Genomic DNA, 16,533 nt, shown 5'->3' with positions numbered 1-16,533 from the left:
ACGGGGCGAGGTGGAGTTTGAAAGCGTTCACGGGGCAATTCACGCAACAGGAAGCCATTCCTGACGAGGCGATCGCGGCAGCGGTGGAAGTTTTGAAATCCGGCCGCCTTCATCGCTACAATACGCTGGGCAGCGAACCGAGCGTCGCGAGTGAGCTTGAGCGGGACTATGCTGTCTTTCAAGGTGCAAAATACTGCCTTGCCTGCGCCTCCGGCGGTTATGCCATGTCGATTGCGCTGCGTGCTGCCGGTGTCGCCCCGGGTGACAAGATCCTCACAAACAGTTTTACCCTTGCCCCGGTTCCAGGCGCGATTGCATCTGTTGGCGCGGTTCCGGTTCTCGTTGAGATAACACCGGACCTGGTGATCGACCTGCACGATCTGCGCAAGAAAATTTCGGGCTGCGGTGCGAAGCATCTGCTGTTGTCGAACATGCGCGGTCACTTGTGCGACATGGATGAATTGGTTGCGGTTCTGAACGAGACGGGTGTGACGCTGATTGAAGACTGCGCCCACACAATGGGTGCGCGCTGGAACGGGGCTTTAAGCGGAAATTTCGGCCTGGCGGGATGTTTCTCGGCACAAACCTACAAGCACATCAATTCCGGAGAAGGAGGGCTTCTGACATCTGATGATCCTGACTTCATGGCCCGGGCCATCATGCTCTCAGGCTCATACATGCTTTATGAGCGCCACGGTGCAGCACCCGCAGAGCACCACTTTAACGATGCGCGCCTTGATACCCCGAACATGTCCGGACGGATGGACAATCTGAGAGCAGCGATCCTGAAACCTCAAATTGCGGTACTGGAAGAGAACATTCAGCGCTGGAATGAACGATATGATCTTGTCGCCGGTCACTTGAGCCGTTCGGCCACAATCGTTCTGCCGGAGCGCTCATCGAAGGAATTCTATGTCGGCAGTTCTATTCAATTCCGTATTCCCGGAATTGCCGAGCCCGAAGCAAGGCAGTTTGTGGCAAATGCCAAATCACTGGGAGTAGAATTGAAGTGGTTCGGCGACGTGGACCCTGTTGCCTTTACCTCAAATCATCACAGTTGGCGGTATCTGGAACGCCAGAAACTGCCGCAAACCGATGACATCCTTGCAGGTTTGTTCGACATGCGGATCCCGCTTACGTTTTCACTGGATGATTGCCAAACGGTTTCGGAAATCATCGTGCACTGCGCGACCGGGCTCGTCCTGGACGGTGCTGCCTGACACTCGACGTTGCAAGAACATCCGTCTGAAATCGCAACACCCGGCCCGCAGCCATGTCCTGAGGGTCAGCCCCGCATGAGATCATGTCCGGGATCATATGGAGAAGGTGGAATGACGGTCGCAGCGACCGGCTCGCCACACAGATCGAGCAACATGGTTTGTCCGACTTCTGAATAGACCGGGTCAACAAAAGCATAGGCAAGGTTCATTCCAACCCTGTGCCCCCAGTCGCCAGACGTCACAGTGCCGACGACAGTCTCGCCCTTCATCAGCGAGGCTCCAGGTGGTGCCGGGGCATGTTCGGCGTCAATTCTCAGCGTCACAATCTTTTTGGTTGGCCCATTCTCTACAAGTTTTTGAAGGGCAGCCTTTCCTATGAACGTGTCCTTGGACATTTTCACAAATCGATCGAGGCCGGTCTCAAAAGGGTCGAACTCAGTCAGAAGATCCACCTTCCAATGGAAGAAGCCTTTCTCGAGGCGCATGGCTTCCACCGCGCGTGCGCCAAACAGCTTCATGTCAAGCGGTGCCCCTGCCTGGCGAAGCGCAGCATAAGCCGCATAAAGCGACGCATTCGGGACGTGGATTTCATAGGCCAACTCGCCGGAAAAGCTCACCGACATGACGGTGGCTGGCGCAAAGCCGACAAAACACTCGCGAACGCTAAGCCATGGAAACGTTTCGGCGGACCAGTCGCCTCGCGCACACTCGGACAGCACCTTTCTAGCATTCGGCCCGGCAACAACGAGGATAGTCTGATCATTGGTCAGGCTTTTGATCTCAACATCTTCGTCGTCGCGAAGGTGCTGCCTCAACCAGTCCATGTCGTGATATTCACTTGCTGCGGCAGAGCCATACCAGACGCGGGCAGGGCCACGATCGCTCCGTGGCAGGTTCGCAAATGTTGCTTCGCATTTGATCCTGCCGTGATGATTGAGAAGATAGCCAAGACCGACGCGTCCATCGCGCTTTGGCACATTGCCGCAGACGAGCCGATCGAGAAACGTATGCCGGTCGGCACCTGTAATCTCAATCCTGTTGAAACCGTTGACTTCGCATAGGCCGACATTGTCCCGAACATTCTCGATCTCGCGTTTGACCACACCAAAAGCCTCATCGAAACCGTAACTGAGCGAGGGATGAAACTCTTCATTCGGTTTGATGTAGTCGACGCGCTCCCAGCCATTGATCGCGGTGAACTCTGCGCCCTCTGCCTTCAAATGGGGCGTGAGCGGTGTTGTCTTGGCTGGTCGTCCCGCAGGCCGGTGTTCATGTGGGAAGTGAAAACGGAACTCGTTTTGATAGTCTTCGATCGCTTTGACTGACGTCAACTCGACATTGGCATGCCCCGTAAATCTTCGCGGGTCGATGCACCAGGTGTCGTAGCACGCTTCGCCATGAACAATCTGCTGGGCCAGAAGCCATCCGTGGCCGCCACCTTCTCCAAGGCCAGCTCTGAGCCCGATTATGCAATATGCGTTTCGCTTGCCTGGAATGGGGCCGACAAGTGGTGCCCCGTCAATCGTATAAGTGATGGGACCGTTTATAACCGAGCGGATGCCAGCCTCCGTAAGGGCGGGCATTCTTTCAAAGGCGCCCTCCAACACATCCATAATGCGATCAAGGTCGTCCGGGCACAAGGCGTTGACGAAGTTCGGGTCGATGCCATCCATGCCGAAGGTCTTGCAGTCCTGTTCGTAAAAACCGATCAGCAAGCCCTGTTTTTCCTGCCGGCAATAATAGTCGCTGATCGGGCAGCGAATGAGCGGCATCCGGTGGTCTGCTGCAATAATTTCCGGAATGTCTTCGGTGAGAAAATACTGGTGTTCCATGGAGGCGACCGGGTGGTGCACATCCATCATGGCGGCGACTTCATTGACCCGATAGCCGCAGGCGTTGACAACGACATCGCAGTCAATGTCCCCGTGTTCTGTGTGTACGGTCCATGTGTCGTCCCGGTGCTGGGTCAAAGCCGTCACGGGTGTGTTGCGGTAGATTTCAGCACCTGCCTTGCGGGCGTGAAAGGCGAGTGCCTGGCACAACTGAGCGGGGTCGATGTCGCCGTCCAAGGGGTCCCACAACCCACCTAAGAGATTGTCCTTGGAAACCAGCGGGTGACGGCGGGCGCATTCGTCTGCGTCAATAACTTCGAAATGAACGTCCATTGCACGCGCCATGGAGGCGAAATGCCGGTAACCCTGCATCTGGGCGTGTGTGTTCGCGAGCCGCATACCTCCATCGCCATGATGATAGTTGATCGGGTATTCAGGGTTTTCCGCCAGGTCCTTATAAAGGCGGATGGAGTGGCTTTTCAGGCCGACCATCGTTTGGTTCATGCCAAAATTTGTCACCTGGGCTGCTGAATGCCAGGTTGTGCCGCTGGTCAACTCGTTACGTTCGACCAGAACAACGTCGCTCCAGCCTTCTCGCGTGAGATGGAAAAGCGTTGAGCATCCGGCAATGCCTCCGCCGATGACGACGGCCCTGGTACGCGACTTCATGCGTTTCGACTCCAAATTCGATGGAAGGCCCATAAAGCCGAACCGCGCGACAGCCGACAACGCAGGGATCACTAAATTCGAAAAAATAGAAATATTAAAACGAAATTTTAAAATACATCTCAATTTCATTGCGCCGGCTTTGTGGATCTTTTGAAATCGACCGCAAAGGTTCTGGAGGATCCGTTTTGGCAGGAGGTCTAAAAAGAGAGGTGGCCGCAAGGAGCGATTGGCAATGCGGGCCGCTAAACCTTTGATCGACCCGTGTCCGCCCGGTCAGCCGGGAGGGCGGTACAGGCCCCTCGACGAAACCGATCTTTGCCGGATTTTTCAAACTGCCCTGGACCTGCTTTCAAGTCTTGGTATGGGAGAGGTGCCCGCCCGGCTTCGAGCGGATCTGATCGCTGCGGGTGCATCGTCTGGAAGCGGCGACAGACTGTGCTTTCCGGAAAGGCTTGTTGAGGCCGCGATCGCTTCGGCAGCTAAGTCCTTCACCTTTCACGGGAGAGATGAGCAACGGTCCATTGTTGTCGGTGCGGACCGGGTCTATTTCGGGACCGGAGGTGCGGCAGTTCAAACGCTTGATATGGAAACCGGCCTCTATCGACCGTCAACGCTTGCGGATCTGCACAATTTTACCCGTCTACAGGACGTACTCCAGAATGTCAGCTGGTTCACCCGCTGCTGCGTCGCAACGGATGTTCCCGACAATTTCGATCTCGATGTGAACACGGTCTATGCGCTACTCAAGAACACCACCAAGCCGGTCGCGACCTCCTTTACTTTACCGGAGCATGTCAGCCCGATCGTGGAGATGTTGGATGTTGCTGCCGGTGGCAGCGGTCAATTCGCAAAGCAGCCGTTTCTGAAAGCGCATATCAGCCCGGTAATTTCGCCGCTGAGGTATGGCGAGGACGCCGTCGGAGTGGTTTATGAATGCATCAGGCACCAGATACCGATGACGTGTATCACGGCCGCTCAGGCAGGTGCGACGGCACCGGCGACGCTCGCCGGTTTTCTGGCGCAGTCACTTGCCGAAACGCTTGCGAGCCTTGTGATGGTGCACGCCATTTGCCCGGGATTTCCGATGATCTTTTCCAACTGGCCACTGGTTGTGGACTTGCGCACGGGTGCCTTTTCAGGTGGTGGTGGGGAAACAGCTCTTTTGAACGCTGCTTCAGCGCAATTGACGAACTGGCTTGGGCTCCCGTCCGGCGTTGCCTGTTCAATGACCGATGCCAAGGCTGTCGATGCGCAGGCCGGCGTTGAAAAGGGGATCACATCGCTTGCAGCAGCACTGGCTGGTGGCAATCTCATCTACGAGAGTTCGGGCATGACGGCATCCTTGCTTGGGGCAAGTTTTGAGGCTTTCGTGTTGGACGATGAAATGCACTCACTTACCTACCGCACCTTGCGCGGCATCGAGGTGACCGAAAAAAGTCTTGCCTTTGAAACCATTCGAGACGCGGTTCTGGGAGAAGGGCATTTTCTGGGGTGCGAAAACACTTACCAGGCTATGGAACGGGATTATTTTTATCCCGCGCTTGCTGACCGGGACGAGCCGAGAACCTGGGCGCAAAACGGCGCTCGGGATGCATGGGGCCGGGCGCGCGAAAGAGCAATGGACATCCTCAACAGCCACCATCCTGTTTATCTCGAAAAGGACGAAGACCGGTATATTAGAGACCGTTTCAAAATCCTTTGAAGGTCGGTGGGCACTTCCCGGTCGTCAAAGTCCTCAGGTCCGGTCCAGAAGCCTGAAGCTTTCCGCCAACCAGGGCGCATCTCGTTGAGTGGGTTTGATAAGGGTTTCCTGGATGAGATCGCGTAGGGATCCCTCCACCAGATCCAGCACGGAACGCGAACAGTCGTCGTTTGCCAGCACCGCCAGATTGCGCGCAAATCCTTTTCCAGGGAAACGGTGCATCTCAACATGGGTGTGAAAGCGCCGTGCTCTTGAAAACAAGAGGGGTGTGGTGACGGCCCAACCCGTTCCGGCCGCAACCATCGCAAGCAGGGTCTGGTTGTTGTCGCACTCGAACCGGTGTGCGGGCAATACGTTTATCCTCCGCAGCTGCGCTTCGATCTGCCGTGCGATCACGAGATTGCTGGAAAACCTCAGAAAGGGCAGGTTTGCCTTGCCGTTCAAAACCTCGGCGGGTCGCCAGTCCAGGTTCTTCGGCAACACCATGACAAACGGGTCGCGCAGAAGCGGTCGCTCAACGCAATCTGGAAACCGCTCATTTGACGTTGCGGTTATGCCGATATCAAGGTCCCGGTTCTTCAGCATCTCCATAATCCGGTGGCTTGAATCTGTGTGATAGACGAAGTCGCAATTCGGCATGCTTTCAAACAGCGAGACAGCGAGCGCGGGAATGACGTCGCTGTCAAAGTCCTCAATCGCTCCCACCCTCAGATAACTTGCATCAGACATATCCCCGACAGCGGCCTCGGCTCTGGCCTTGCGCAATGCATGCAACGCATCATCAATGTTGCGAAGGAAAATCTTGCCCTTTGGTGTCAGAACAAGCGGGCGCCGTGAGTGGTCTATCAATTGAACGCGCAAGGAACTTTCAAGGTTGCGCAAATGGTGTGAAACCGTACTTGGCGAAAGGCCGGTTTCAGTTGCAACGGCCTGAAGAGACCCGCGGCGGGCGCATAGTTGGAAAAGCTCCAGAGCCTTCAGGCTGAGATCCTTGATTTCCGGGCGTTGAGGCATTGGTCTCCAGGTGTCGGTTCATCAAGTTCAATTGATCCCGACAATCAGACTAACACCGCATTGCCACCGATGGTGCGCTCGAGGTCTCCGAAAGCTCAAAAAGCTGTTCAGAAGCATACGGAAACCTAGTCGATCACGCGCAGGCCTATCAAAACGTAGCCGCCCAGGAATATCGTTTCTGCGACGATAAGGGCGATGGCAACGCCGCCAACATCGAGCATCTTTTTCAAGGAGGTCTTGAGACCAACCGCTGCAATGGCAATCAGAAGAAACCATCGAGACAGATTGCCGGCAGCTTCCGAGACGAAGGACGGGATCAGGCCAATTGAATTCAAAATTGCGAGGATCAGAAAGCCAATGACGAAGCCAGGAAGCAGGGGAGGCTTCTTGCCGGTCGTTGCCTTGCTGCTGGAGCGATAAGCAAGTGAAAAAATCAGGACCACCGGTGCCAGCATGGCAACGCGTATCAGTTTGACCAGAGTGGCATTTTCCCCAACTTCAGGGCTGATCGAAAATCCGGCCCCGACAACTTGAGCAACGTCGTGGATGGTTCCGCCCAAAAAGACACCGCTGTCACGGGGACTAAAGCCGAACAGGTTCGACAGCATCGGGTAGAGCACCATCGCAATCGTCGACAGGACTGTCACCGAAAGCACGGTGAAGACAAGATCCCGCTGGGATTTGTCGTGTTTTGGCAGAACCGCAGCAATGGCCATGGCGGCCGAGGCCCCGCAAATTGCGACCGACCCACCGGTCAACAACGCAAAGCCGATGGACCGTCCGACTAGACGGCAGACAATCAGCGCAAACACGATTGTCACGAGCACGCCTGAAATCACGAGCGCGATCATCGGGGTGCCGAGCCCTACCAGCATGTCGGCACTTATTCTGGCGCCAAGCAGTGCCACGCCGAGCCGCAGCACTGTGCGTGCGGAAAGCGAGATCCCAGGCTCGGTGCGCGTGCCCTCTTCCGCAAGAAAGTGCAGGGAAAGTCCCAGAAGCAACGCCATGAGCATGGCTGGTGCGCCGTAATGCTCGGACAGGAACTGCGCCGATATGGCAATCAGGACGGAGACGGCGATGCCGGGAAAGTGCGACTGCATCTGCGCAGTTGTAGGGACAAATGATTTCATTGCGCCAATCCTTGATTGCGCATGCAACAGAAAATGAAGGCGCGGCGGTGGTGTCACCGCCGCGCGTATTGTTTCAATGGGTCAGGCAGCGCCTTGCTGTGGGCGCATGTCGGCCTTGTCGATGCCGGCGACAACAACCGGTTTCTTCATCGCATCCCGCCGGAACGGTTCGCCGAGCTCCTGGTTGAGCAGCACTTCAATGAAGGTGGTCTTGCCTTCCTTCATCTGACGTTCAACGGCCTTGTGCAGTTCGTCCGTCAGTTCCTCTTGCGACTTGACCGATACGCCTTCGGCTGAACAAGCCCGTGCGATGCCGGCATAGGATGTGTCGCGGTCTAGCTCCGTGCCGACAAAGTTGTTGTCGTACCACAGCGTTGTGTTCCGCTTCTCCGCACCCCACTGGTAATTTCGGAAAATCACCATGGTGATGGGTGGCCAGTTGTCTCGCCCGCATGCAGTCATCTCGTTCATCGAAATACCGAAGGCACCGTCCCCGGCAAAGCCGATAACTGGCGTGTCAGGATTGCCGATTTTTGCACCGAGAATAGATGGAAAACCATATCCGCATGGACCGAACAGGCCAGGTGCCAGATATTTCCGGCCTTGCCGGAAGGATGGATACGCATTGCCGATAGCGCAGTTGTTGCCGATGTCCGAGGACACAATTGCATCCTCAGGAACAGCCTGCATGATTGCACGCCAGGCCTTGCGTGGGGACATCAGATCGGCGTCGCGTTCGCGCGCTCCGACATTCCATTCGGTGCCGGGATCATCATCCTCGTGATCGAGGCTGGAGAGTTCCTGCGCCCAGGATGACTTCGTCACCGCAATCAGGTCACGTCGTTCCTGCCGGCCCTTGTCGCCTGCATTCGGAGCCAGTTGTGCCAAAATTCCGCGTGCAACCTTGCCCGCGTCTCCCTGGATGCCGACAGTGACCTTCTTGGTCAAACCGATGCGGTCGGCATTGATGTCGACCTGGATCACCTTCGCCTGTTTCGGCCAGTAATCGATGCCATAGCCTGGAAGTGTCGAGAATGGATTGAGCCGCGTGCCGAGTGCGAGCACGACATCAGCCTTGGCAATCAGTTCCATGCCCGCCTTGCTGCCATTGTAGCCAAGAGGACCAGCCGCCAGGGGATGCTGGCCAGGAAAGCTGTCATTGTGCTGATAGTTGGAGCAAACCGGGGCTTCCAATCGTTCGGCAAGTGCAACGACATCCGGGATCGCACCGCCCAGTATCACACCGGCACCGGACAAGATTACCGGAAATTCGGCCTCCGACAAAAGTTTGGCGGCTTCGCTCACCGCTTGTTCTCCACCGGCAGGACGTTCAAATGCGACCACTTGCGGCAGATCGACGTCAATCACCTGGGTCCACATATCTCGCGGAATGTTCATTTGTGCCGGTGCGCTGCAGCGCCAGGCCTGCATTATGACGCGGTTGAGAACTTCCGGTATCCTGCTTGGGTCACGCACTTCTTCCTGATAGCAGACGCTGTCGGCAAAAAGCCTCATCTGCTCCATTTCCTGGAAGCCGCCCTGACCGATGGTCTTGTTGGCTGCTTGTGGTGTTACCAGCAAGAGAGGGGTGTGGTTCCAATAGGCTGTCTTGATCGGCGTCACGAAACCGGTCACACCTGGACCGTTCTGTGCGATCGCCATCGACATCTTTCCGGTGGAGCGGGTAAACCCGTCCGCCATCAGACCGGCATTCGTCTCGTGGGCGCAATCCCAGAAATTGATCCCAGCCTTTGGAAACAGGTCACTCACTGGCATCATCGCGGACCCGATAATACCGAATGCCTGCTCGATCCCATGCATCTGCAGTACTTTGACGAATGCCTCTTCCGTGGTCATCTTCATAGTGCGTCTCCTGATATTATAAAAATGATGATCAGATCGAACCCGCGTGGTCTTCCAGGATCATGTTGCTGGCTTTTTCGCCGATCATGATGGCGGGCGCGTTGGTATTGCCGCTGACGATTTCCGGCATGATCGAGCAATCGGCGACCCTGAGACCGCGAATGCCGTGAACGCGAAGCCGCGAATCGACGACCGATCCCGGTCCTTGCCCCATCTTGCAGGTCCCTGTCGGGTGATAGATTGAGGAGGAATTGCTGCGTGCCCAATCAAGGGTCCCCTCATAATCCTCCAGATCGAGATCCCTTGTCGGACGGAATTCCTCGGAAATCTTCGATTTCAAAGGGCTGTGCCGGGCGATTTTCCGGGCCACTTTCACGCCTTCCACGATGGTACGGCAATCCAGCTCCGTCGACAGGTAATTAGGATGGATTTTCGGATAAGTCCGCGGGTCATTGCCATTCAATTTGATCTCGCCACGGCTCTCCGGGCGCAGTTGACAAACCGACATGGTGAAAGCTGAAAACGGATGCACTCCTTCGCCGGGGCTGTCCGCCGACCAGGGCTGAACGTGAAACTGGATATCGGGCGTTTCGACATGCGAGCCTGTTCTCATGAAGCCAACGGCGAGACTGGCAGCCATTGTCATGGGGCCTGCGCGGAACAGTGCGTATTTGGCAAATATGCGTGCCTGATTGAAAAGGCTGCGCACTTCGTCATTCAGGGTCGGCTCATTGCACTTGAATACCAAACGGGCCTGCAGGTGGTCCTGGAGGTTCTTGCCAACGGCTGGCAAGTGGTTCTGCACTTCAATGCCGTTATCTTTGAGTTGTTCGGCATCTCCGACACCCGACAGCATAAGAACCTGCGGCGATCCGATCGCACCGGACGAGAGAACCACTTCACGAGAGCAGTGGACGGTATGCTCTTTGCCGGAGCCGTTCAGATACGTGACGCCGGTGGCGCGACCGTCCTCGATCTCGATCCGGCGGACCAGAGCCTTGGTGACAATCTGCAAGTTCGGTCGCTTGCGGGCGGGTTTGAGGAAAGCGGCCGCAGAACTGCAGCGCCGGCCATTGCGGGTCGTCAGCTGAAAATAGCCGACGCCTTCCTGGGTTGGGCCATTGTAGTCGGGGTTGAACGGATAGCCGGCTTCCTGGGCAGCTGCGACCCATGCGTCGCATATCGGCCGTTGCAGGCGCATGTTCGAAACGGAAAGTTCTCCCCCTACGCCGTGGTAATCATCTTCTCCACGCTCCTGATTTTCAGACCGCTTGAACAGTGGCAGAACGTCATCCCAACCCCAGCCTTCGTTGCCCATCTGGCGCCAGCGATCATAGTCTTCCTTTTGACCGCGCACATAAAGCAGGCCGTTCAGCGAAGAGGATCCCCCAAGCACCTTGCCGCGTGGCCAGTCGATGGTTCGCTTGTTGATTCCCTCATCCGGTTCAGTGCGATAGCACCAGTCAACGGAAGGGTTGTGCATGGTCTTGAAGTAGCCGACCGGCACGTGAATCCATGGGTTCCAGTCACGCGGACCGGCCTCAAGCAGGATCACGCGGTTCGACGGATCTTCGCTCAAACGGTTTGCCAGAACACATCCGGCAGAACCGCCGCCAACGACGATATAATCGGCTTTTTGCGCTCCCATCTATCAGGCCCTCCAAAAGACGCGAATTGGAACCGAGTGAAGTTTTCCTTGCGGTAGCAACAATAATGATTAAAAATGATACTGCAAGTCTCAAAAATTGCCGAATATGAACACGGAGGAGGAGTTCATGAAAATTTCGGATAAGCTTGATGGGGTCTCTCGTCGGGAGTTTTTCCAGGTTGCCGGACGATACGGTCTGTCGTCCACACTGTTTGCTGCTAGCGCTCTCGGAGGCACGGTTTCTCTGAGCGCACTCGCTTCAGCAGCGGAGTCCACTTACGAAAAGCGCTACAAGAAGGAAGCAAAGCACACTCTCAAGTTCGGAGCTTCGGGCTTCAATGCACGCAACTTGTTGATCGAGCGGGCAGGGTGTCTGGAATTTGCGCGTGACCTGGAAGAGCGTACCGATGGTGAGATCAGAATTGAATTCATCGGTGACAACCAGATCTGCGGTCAGTTGAACTGTGTTGAAAAAACACAGAACGGCATCGTGGATATTTACGCTGCTTCAACCCAGAACTCTGCTGGTGGCGCACCTTACCTGAACGTTCTCGACTATGCCTATGTGTTCCCGGGCCGCGCGTCGCAGTATCATTTCCTTTACAGCCCGGAGTCCCAGAAGATCCTGCGTGATCCGCTCGAAAAACGCCATGGTCTGAAGTTCCTCTTCAGCCACTGCGAATTGCGCGGCATCCAGCTTGGCCAGTCTTTTGCGGACAAGCCGACAGTGACGAAACTCGAAGAACTGTTCGGAACCAAAAATCGCGTTACCGGCACTCAGCTGGGTCGTATTGCCATGCAACTCCTGAACCTGAATCCGGTTCCTGTTGCCTGGGAAGAGACGTTGGATGGCTTGAAAACCGGCCTGATCGACGGTGCGGAAACCTGGGCTTCTGCCGTTGCCTACGCCAACATGTCGCCGGTCGTTTCGCAATCGGTCGACCTGCGCTTCTTCTGCGGCACTGAGCACACTGCCATGTCCGCCAAGGTCTTCGACAGCCTTGAGGCAAATCTGCAGGATTCGGTTATGGAATCGGCCTATCTGGCGCAGGTTCATGTTCAGGCTGCCAACGAGGCGGCGCTGGTCAAGACCGTCGGTTTCTCTGATCCGGTCATGCCGGGTACGCTCTTTGCCGAGAACGACGTTCGTCCGGCCTTCCTGTCTGATGATCAGATCAAGATGGCTGAGGAAATGTGTTCGCCGGAATTCAATCCGGAGCCATGGGCACAATGGCGCGAGCGCATCAACAACTGGGCTGGCGGCATGGATACCTACGCGGAACTCTATCGCGTGGCCCGCGAAGTGCCAGCCGACATGAAGCCGGAAAACGTAGAGCCTCGCCGTTGGTGGAAGGGCTGACGAGAAGAAAACAGTGGCGGCGGGGTGGAGGACCCCGCCGCCCTTTTCACAGATGGGGCCTGAGGGGAACTTCATATACGTTTCCAGGGACTGCGTTTTCAGAAACGTATTTCAAGAACCTCATGGCACGCGCCGTGGGCTCCATGGGTTACGTTGCAGATCTGGTGCCCGGACGAGCCGGCATTGAAACGGAGTGGTCACCAGCTGCAAAAGTCCAGACAATGTCTGGCTTGGGAGGAGACATGTCATGAGTATCGTCAGCGAAGCTGCCGAGATCTTCAGTGCTGTTTTGTCAAACGATGCCTGGATGATCAGTGAAGCCCTGAAAACCGATGCAGCTTGGGTTGTCGGAGCCTTTGTTACCCTTATTGGCGGCGCCCTGATCGTGCTTGTCTATCACTATGTGCCGTGGATCGAGCGGAGCCTCGAAGCCACAATCATGACGTCGACCTATCTCCTGATTGGCGCGATCATATTTGTTGAGGTCTTCCGGCGATTTGTTTTGAACGTGCAGGCACCCTGGTCGACCACGCTTCCTCCTTTCCTGTTCCTGATCATGACGTGGATGGGCTGTGCCTATAATGTAAAGCTCCGGACGCATTTGGCGTTTTCTGAATTTCGAATGGCTATGCCGCGTCCCGCACAATTTATGTGTCTTACCTTGGACGCCCTTTTATGGCTCGGCTTTTCCTGGGTTGTTGTTGTCACCTCCACACAGGTTGCGGCGAACTCTGCTGCAAATTTCCAAATCATGCTCGGCACCGACAACGTGCTGCAGTGGTGGTTCCTCATTTCCGTGCCGCTCGCATTCTTGCTGATTGCGGCCCGGGCAATGGAGAACTGGATGATTGACGTGAAAAACCTGATGACCGGAAAGCCGCTTACCGGCGCCGTCGCGATTGGCTCAGACTGAGGAATTCAAGACATGACTGACGGTACCTGGACCACTCTCATCTCAATCGGCGTCACAGTCTTGTTCATGCTGGGCGTGCCTGTGTTTCTCGTTATCGGATACTGGGTGATCGGCATGAGCTTTGTGCTGGGCCTTCCCCTTATCAACACTGGTGCGGCACTTGCTGACGTATTCACGGACGGTTTTGCGCTTCTTGCCATGCCGCTCTTTATTCTGACAGGAGACCTGATCAACCGGTCGGGGATTGCCAAGCGGCTGTCCGACTTTGCTTATGCCTGCCTTGGCTGGCTGCGTGGTGGTCTTGCGATGGCCAGTCTTGGCGCTTGCGGATTGTTTGCCGCCATATCTGGCTCCAACTCCGCGACGACAGCAACGATCGGTTCGATGCTGCACCCGGAAATGGTCAAGGGTGGGTATGACGAGCGCTTTTCAGCGGCGACGGCCGCCGCCGGTGGTACGGTCGGGATTATCATCCCGCCGTCGATCATCTTCATTGTCTATGGGTTCCTGCTGAATCTGCCGATTTCCGAGTTGTTCCTCGCCGGAATTGTTCCTGGCGCGATGATGGTCGGCGCCATGATGCTGGTCGCATTTGTCATTTGCAGCAGAAATGCCTGGGGTCACCTCATTCAGCTGGATTTCATCCGGGTGTTCAAGACGGCAACCGGTGCCTGGCTGGGCTTCTTTGCCATCGGCCTCGTGCTCTGGGGCATTTACACCGGCAAGTTTTCACCGACGGAAGCTGCGGGCGTCACGGTCGGCTTCTGCGTTCTGGTCGGTTTCTTCAGTTTGCCGCTGTTCAAGTTGCTGGGCTCACCGTCTGAAGAACGCAGCTACAAAGAACGAAACATCGCAGAATATCTTGTCGTCAAAGGCTTCGGCCCGCTCGAGCTGCCGCGCATCACGATGCGCTCAGCGCAGATCGCCGGCATTCTCGCACCGCTGATCGCGGTTTCAGTGGTGATGCAGCAAATTCTGTCCGTGCTCGGTGCACAGCAGATCATTGGCGATTTCGTGACGGGCATGGGAGGCTATTATGCCGTTCTGTTCACATCGATGATGATCGTTTTCGTCGCGGGAATGGTGCTTGAAAGTCTTCCTGTGACGATCATCCTTGCGCCCATCCTTGCGCCAGCGGCCCACTCGGTCGGTGTTGATCCTCTGCAATTCGGCGTCATCTTTCTCGTTGGAGCTTCAATAGGCTTCGTCACCCCGCCATACGGACTTAATCTCTATGTTGCGTCGGGCGTAACGGGCGTTCCCTATTTTCGACTTCTGAGGTACACGGTGCCTTATCTGATCTCGCTTCTGGTGGTCTGGTTTATTGTCGCCATGGTCCCGACCCTCTCGACAATGCTGGTCCCAACCGGTTAAAGCGGAGGCAGTACAGGGGGAAGGGGACTGCATGGTGGACGAAAACGGCAGGGAAAATGCAATTCCAACCAATCTGCGTTTGCTGTTCGTTCTCGAAGAATTGGCCGAATCAGGCGTTCCGGTCACCCCCACGGAACTGAATTCCAAGCTCGGTTTGCCAAAGCCGACTATCCACAGGCTGTTTACCACGCTGGAAAGCGAAGGTTTCATCCAGCGGGAAATTGACGGAAGGGGTTACTCGCCCGGTCTTCGCTTGCGGAAGATGTCGGCTGGCATCCTGTCGTCGTTGCGCATTCGTACCGCGCGTCTGGCAATCCTGGCAAAGCTTGCAGAAGACATCGGCGAGACCTGCAACATTGCCATCCCTGACCGCGATGCAATGATTTATCTGGACCGCGTGGAAACCAAATGGCCTTTGCGCATTCAGCTGCCGGTTGGCACAAGAGTGCCGTTTTACTGCACAGCAAGCGGCAAGATGTATCTGAGCAGTCTTGATCGCAGGCACCTCAGGAACTACTCGGCCTCGACGAAACTGGACGCCATGACTGCGACGACGATCACGGCCCCCCAGGTTCTGATTGAAGAGGTTGCGAAAGTTCGGGAGCGCGGTTTTTCAACTGACAACGGCGAATTCATGGAGGGCATGATTGCCGTTGCGGTTCCAATCATCGAAGCCAATGGCCGATTGGTTTCGACCCTTTCTTTTCACGCCCCGGAACAAAGACTGCCGCTCAATGATGCGATCAATCATGTCGACAAGCTGAAATCAGCCGCGGCTCAACTTTCCAGCCTTCTTGCAGGTTGAAATTCATTTCTCAGTCTTTTGAATTCAACGTCGGATCCGTTTTTGGTGTCAAAACTGAAGTATCCTGCCTTGCAACGAAGCAGCATTGGATCAGGTCAATCGGAACTCGATGGCTTCAAAATCTGAAATCAGTGGGCATGCGGGTTTTGTATTGGTGGGACTTGCAAAGCCGATGGCAATCACATCACTTCCAGCGTTCATCCCAGCCTGAATTCCCGCCGGAGCGTCTTCAAAGACAAGGCACTGGTCGGTGGTCGTACCGAGCTTTTTGGCAGCCAGATGATATCCGGAAGGATCCGGCTTTCCGTGTTCGATGTCTTCAGCAGTCACGAGCACTTCAGGTATAGGCAAACCAGCTGCCGATAACCTTTTGATAGCGAGGTCGCGACCCGCAGACGTCACAATGGCCCAACGTTTGGGCGGCAAACGGCTCAAAAGCTCGACTGCGCCCGGAACAGGGATGATGCCACGCACATCGGCAGTTTCCGCCGCCTCAATTTTTGCAGCTTCCGCCTCACAATCGGTGCCGGCATTCGCGAAGTCCTTTAGAGTGTCGATTGTCCTTCGACCATGTGAAACTGCGAGCAAGGCATCAGGATCAACTTGATTTGCAACGGCCCATTCCGTCAGGATCCGTTCGATTACGACACGCGAATCCAGCAACGTTCCATCCATATCGAACAGGACAGCTGAATAGGCTCGATCTAGCTTCATCATTTTTGACGTTTGGTCCTTCTGCAATCATTTTCGAGTTTTCGCTTGAACAACTGCGCCGCATGAAATCTTGTGCTGACGCTATCACATGTTCTGTCCCGGGGAGCCTTGAAAGTGAGACGCTTCCTGCCGGACATCGAATGGACCCCGATAGCAGCTGTGTCGCAAGGTGAAGCGAGACGCGCGCCTTAGATGAGATGGCAATCAGACATTGCTTGAGTTGAAAAACCTAATTCGCTGCTGTCGATTGTGGGATGGACGTCTCTTCAAAGAAAACGCCTTTGAC

At 55.7% G+C, this 16,533-nt stretch carries 13 protein-coding genes; 7 read left to right on the top strand and 6 right to left on the bottom strand.

The window, feature by feature from the left end:
- Window positions 1-17 precede the first annotated feature (17 nt).
- Window positions 18-1,220: a DegT/DnrJ/EryC1/StrS family aminotransferase gene (locus ACZ1HV_RS08010; RefSeq protein WP_472717781.1), complete on the top strand. Its 1,203-nt coding sequence runs from the start codon at window positions 18-20 to the stop codon at window positions 1,218-1,220.
- 65 nt (window positions 1,221-1,285) lie between these two features.
- Here ACZ1HV_RS08010 and ACZ1HV_RS08005 read toward each other — a convergent pair whose 3' ends face one another.
- A complete protein-coding gene (locus ACZ1HV_RS08005; protein ID WP_472717780.1) occupies window positions 1,286-3,721 on the bottom strand; it encodes a GcvT family protein in 2,436 nt (811 codons plus the stop codon).
- Window positions 3,722-3,899: 178 nt separating this feature from the next.
- On the opposite strand from ACZ1HV_RS08005, the gene ACZ1HV_RS08000 reads away from it, so the two are divergent.
- Window positions 3,900-5,423 carry a trimethylamine methyltransferase family protein gene (locus tag ACZ1HV_RS08000; protein ID WP_472718415.1) on the top strand — a complete coding sequence of 508 codons (1,524 nt, stop codon included), beginning with the start codon at window positions 3,900-3,902 and terminating at the stop codon, window positions 5,421-5,423.
- Between the two features lie 33 nt (window positions 5,424-5,456).
- On the opposite strand, the gene ACZ1HV_RS07995 is transcribed toward ACZ1HV_RS08000, so the two are convergent.
- The 4 genes from ACZ1HV_RS07995 to ACZ1HV_RS07980 all read right to left on the bottom strand — a co-directional run bounded on the left by ACZ1HV_RS07995 (window position 5,457) and on the right by ACZ1HV_RS07980 (window position 11,081).
- Window positions 5,457-6,437 (bottom strand): LysR family transcriptional regulator, encoded by a 981-nt coding sequence (locus tag ACZ1HV_RS07995; protein WP_298959325.1) that lies wholly within the window; start codon window positions 6,435-6,437, stop codon window positions 5,457-5,459.
- Between the two features lie 125 nt (window positions 6,438-6,562).
- Window positions 6,563-7,570: a YeiH family protein gene (locus tag ACZ1HV_RS07990; protein WP_298813354.1), complete on the bottom strand. Its 1,008-nt coding sequence runs from the start codon at window positions 7,568-7,570 to the stop codon at window positions 6,563-6,565.
- Between the two features lie 81 nt (window positions 7,571-7,651).
- Entirely contained in the window at window positions 7,652-9,433 is a 1,782-nt protein-coding gene (xsc, locus tag ACZ1HV_RS07985) for a sulfoacetaldehyde acetyltransferase (protein WP_298813353.1), read from the bottom strand.
- A gap of 31 nt (window positions 9,434-9,464) precedes the next feature.
- Window positions 9,465-11,081 (bottom strand): GMC family oxidoreductase, encoded by a 1,617-nt coding sequence (locus ACZ1HV_RS07980; RefSeq protein WP_298813352.1) that lies wholly within the window; start codon window positions 11,079-11,081, stop codon window positions 9,465-9,467.
- Window positions 11,082-11,208: 127 nt separating this feature from the next.
- Between ACZ1HV_RS07980 and ACZ1HV_RS07975 the strand changes: the two genes are divergently transcribed.
- From ACZ1HV_RS07975 to ACZ1HV_RS07955, 5 genes are all read left to right on the top strand, one after another.
- On the top strand, window positions 11,209-12,441 hold the full coding sequence (locus ACZ1HV_RS07975) for a TRAP transporter substrate-binding protein (protein WP_472717779.1): 1,233 nt from the start codon (window positions 11,209-11,211) through the stop codon (window positions 12,439-12,441).
- 122 nt (window positions 12,442-12,563) lie between these two features.
- Window positions 12,564-12,692 (top strand): hypothetical protein, encoded by a 129-nt coding sequence (locus ACZ1HV_RS07970; protein ID WP_298813350.1) that lies wholly within the window; start codon window positions 12,564-12,566, stop codon window positions 12,690-12,692.
- A complete protein-coding gene (locus ACZ1HV_RS07965; protein WP_298813349.1) occupies window positions 12,689-13,354 on the top strand; it encodes a TRAP transporter small permease in 666 nt (221 codons plus the stop codon). The genes ACZ1HV_RS07970 and ACZ1HV_RS07965 overlap by 4 nt, the downstream gene beginning before the upstream one ends.
- A 12-nt stretch (window positions 13,355-13,366) precedes the next feature.
- Window positions 13,367-14,728 carry a TRAP transporter large permease gene (locus tag ACZ1HV_RS07960; protein WP_472717778.1) on the top strand — a complete coding sequence of 454 codons (1,362 nt, stop codon included), beginning with the start codon at window positions 13,367-13,369 and terminating at the stop codon, window positions 14,726-14,728.
- 31 nt (window positions 14,729-14,759) lie between these two features.
- Window positions 14,760-15,533, top strand: coding sequence for an IclR family transcriptional regulator (locus ACZ1HV_RS07955; RefSeq protein ID WP_298813346.1), 774 nt, complete (start codon window positions 14,760-14,762; stop codon window positions 15,531-15,533).
- A gap of 90 nt (window positions 15,534-15,623) precedes the next feature.
- Here ACZ1HV_RS07955 and ACZ1HV_RS07950 read toward each other — a convergent pair whose 3' ends face one another.
- Window positions 15,624-16,250 (bottom strand): HAD-IA family hydrolase, encoded by a 627-nt coding sequence (locus tag ACZ1HV_RS07950; RefSeq protein ID WP_298983696.1) that lies wholly within the window; start codon window positions 16,248-16,250, stop codon window positions 15,624-15,626.
- Window positions 16,251-16,533 lie beyond the last annotated feature (283 nt).

This window comes from Roseibium sp. JB4-4, assembly GCF_055693425.1.
This window is presented reverse-complemented; position numbering and strand designations above follow the sequence as displayed.

Excerpts from the sequence above, each read along its gene's own strand:
- ACZ1HV_RS08005 (WP_472717780.1), bottom strand. The coding sequence starts at position 3,721 with ATGAAGTCGCGTACCAGGGCCGTCGTCATCGGCGGAGGCATTGCCGGA.
- ACZ1HV_RS07995 (WP_298959325.1), bottom strand. The coding sequence starts at position 6,437 with ATGCCTCAACGCCCGGAAATCAAGGATCTCAGCCTGAAGGCTCTGGAG.
- ACZ1HV_RS07990 (WP_298813354.1), bottom strand. The coding sequence starts at position 7,570 with ATGAAATCATTTGTCCCTACAACTGCGCAGATGCAGTCGCACTTTCCC.
- xsc (WP_298813353.1), bottom strand. The coding sequence starts at position 9,433 with ATGAAGATGACCACGGAAGAGGCATTCGTCAAAGTACTGCAGATGCAT.
- ACZ1HV_RS07980 (WP_298813352.1), bottom strand. The coding sequence starts at position 11,081 with ATGGGAGCGCAAAAAGCCGATTATATCGTCGTTGGCGGCGGTTCTGCC.
- ACZ1HV_RS07975 (WP_472717779.1), top strand. The coding sequence starts at position 11,209 with ATGAAAATTTCGGATAAGCTTGATGGGGTCTCTCGTCGGGAGTTTTTC.
- ACZ1HV_RS07970 (WP_298813350.1), top strand. The coding sequence starts at position 12,564 with ATGGCACGCGCCGTGGGCTCCATGGGTTACGTTGCAGATCTGGTGCCC.
- ACZ1HV_RS07965 (WP_298813349.1), top strand. The coding sequence starts at position 12,689 with ATGAGTATCGTCAGCGAAGCTGCCGAGATCTTCAGTGCTGTTTTGTCA.
- ACZ1HV_RS07960 (WP_472717778.1), top strand. The coding sequence starts at position 13,367 with ATGACTGACGGTACCTGGACCACTCTCATCTCAATCGGCGTCACAGTC.
- ACZ1HV_RS07955 (WP_298813346.1), top strand. The coding sequence starts at position 14,760 with ATGGTGGACGAAAACGGCAGGGAAAATGCAATTCCAACCAATCTGCGT.
- ACZ1HV_RS07950 (WP_298983696.1), bottom strand. The coding sequence starts at position 16,250 with ATGATGAAGCTAGATCGAGCCTATTCAGCTGTCCTGTTCGATATGGAT.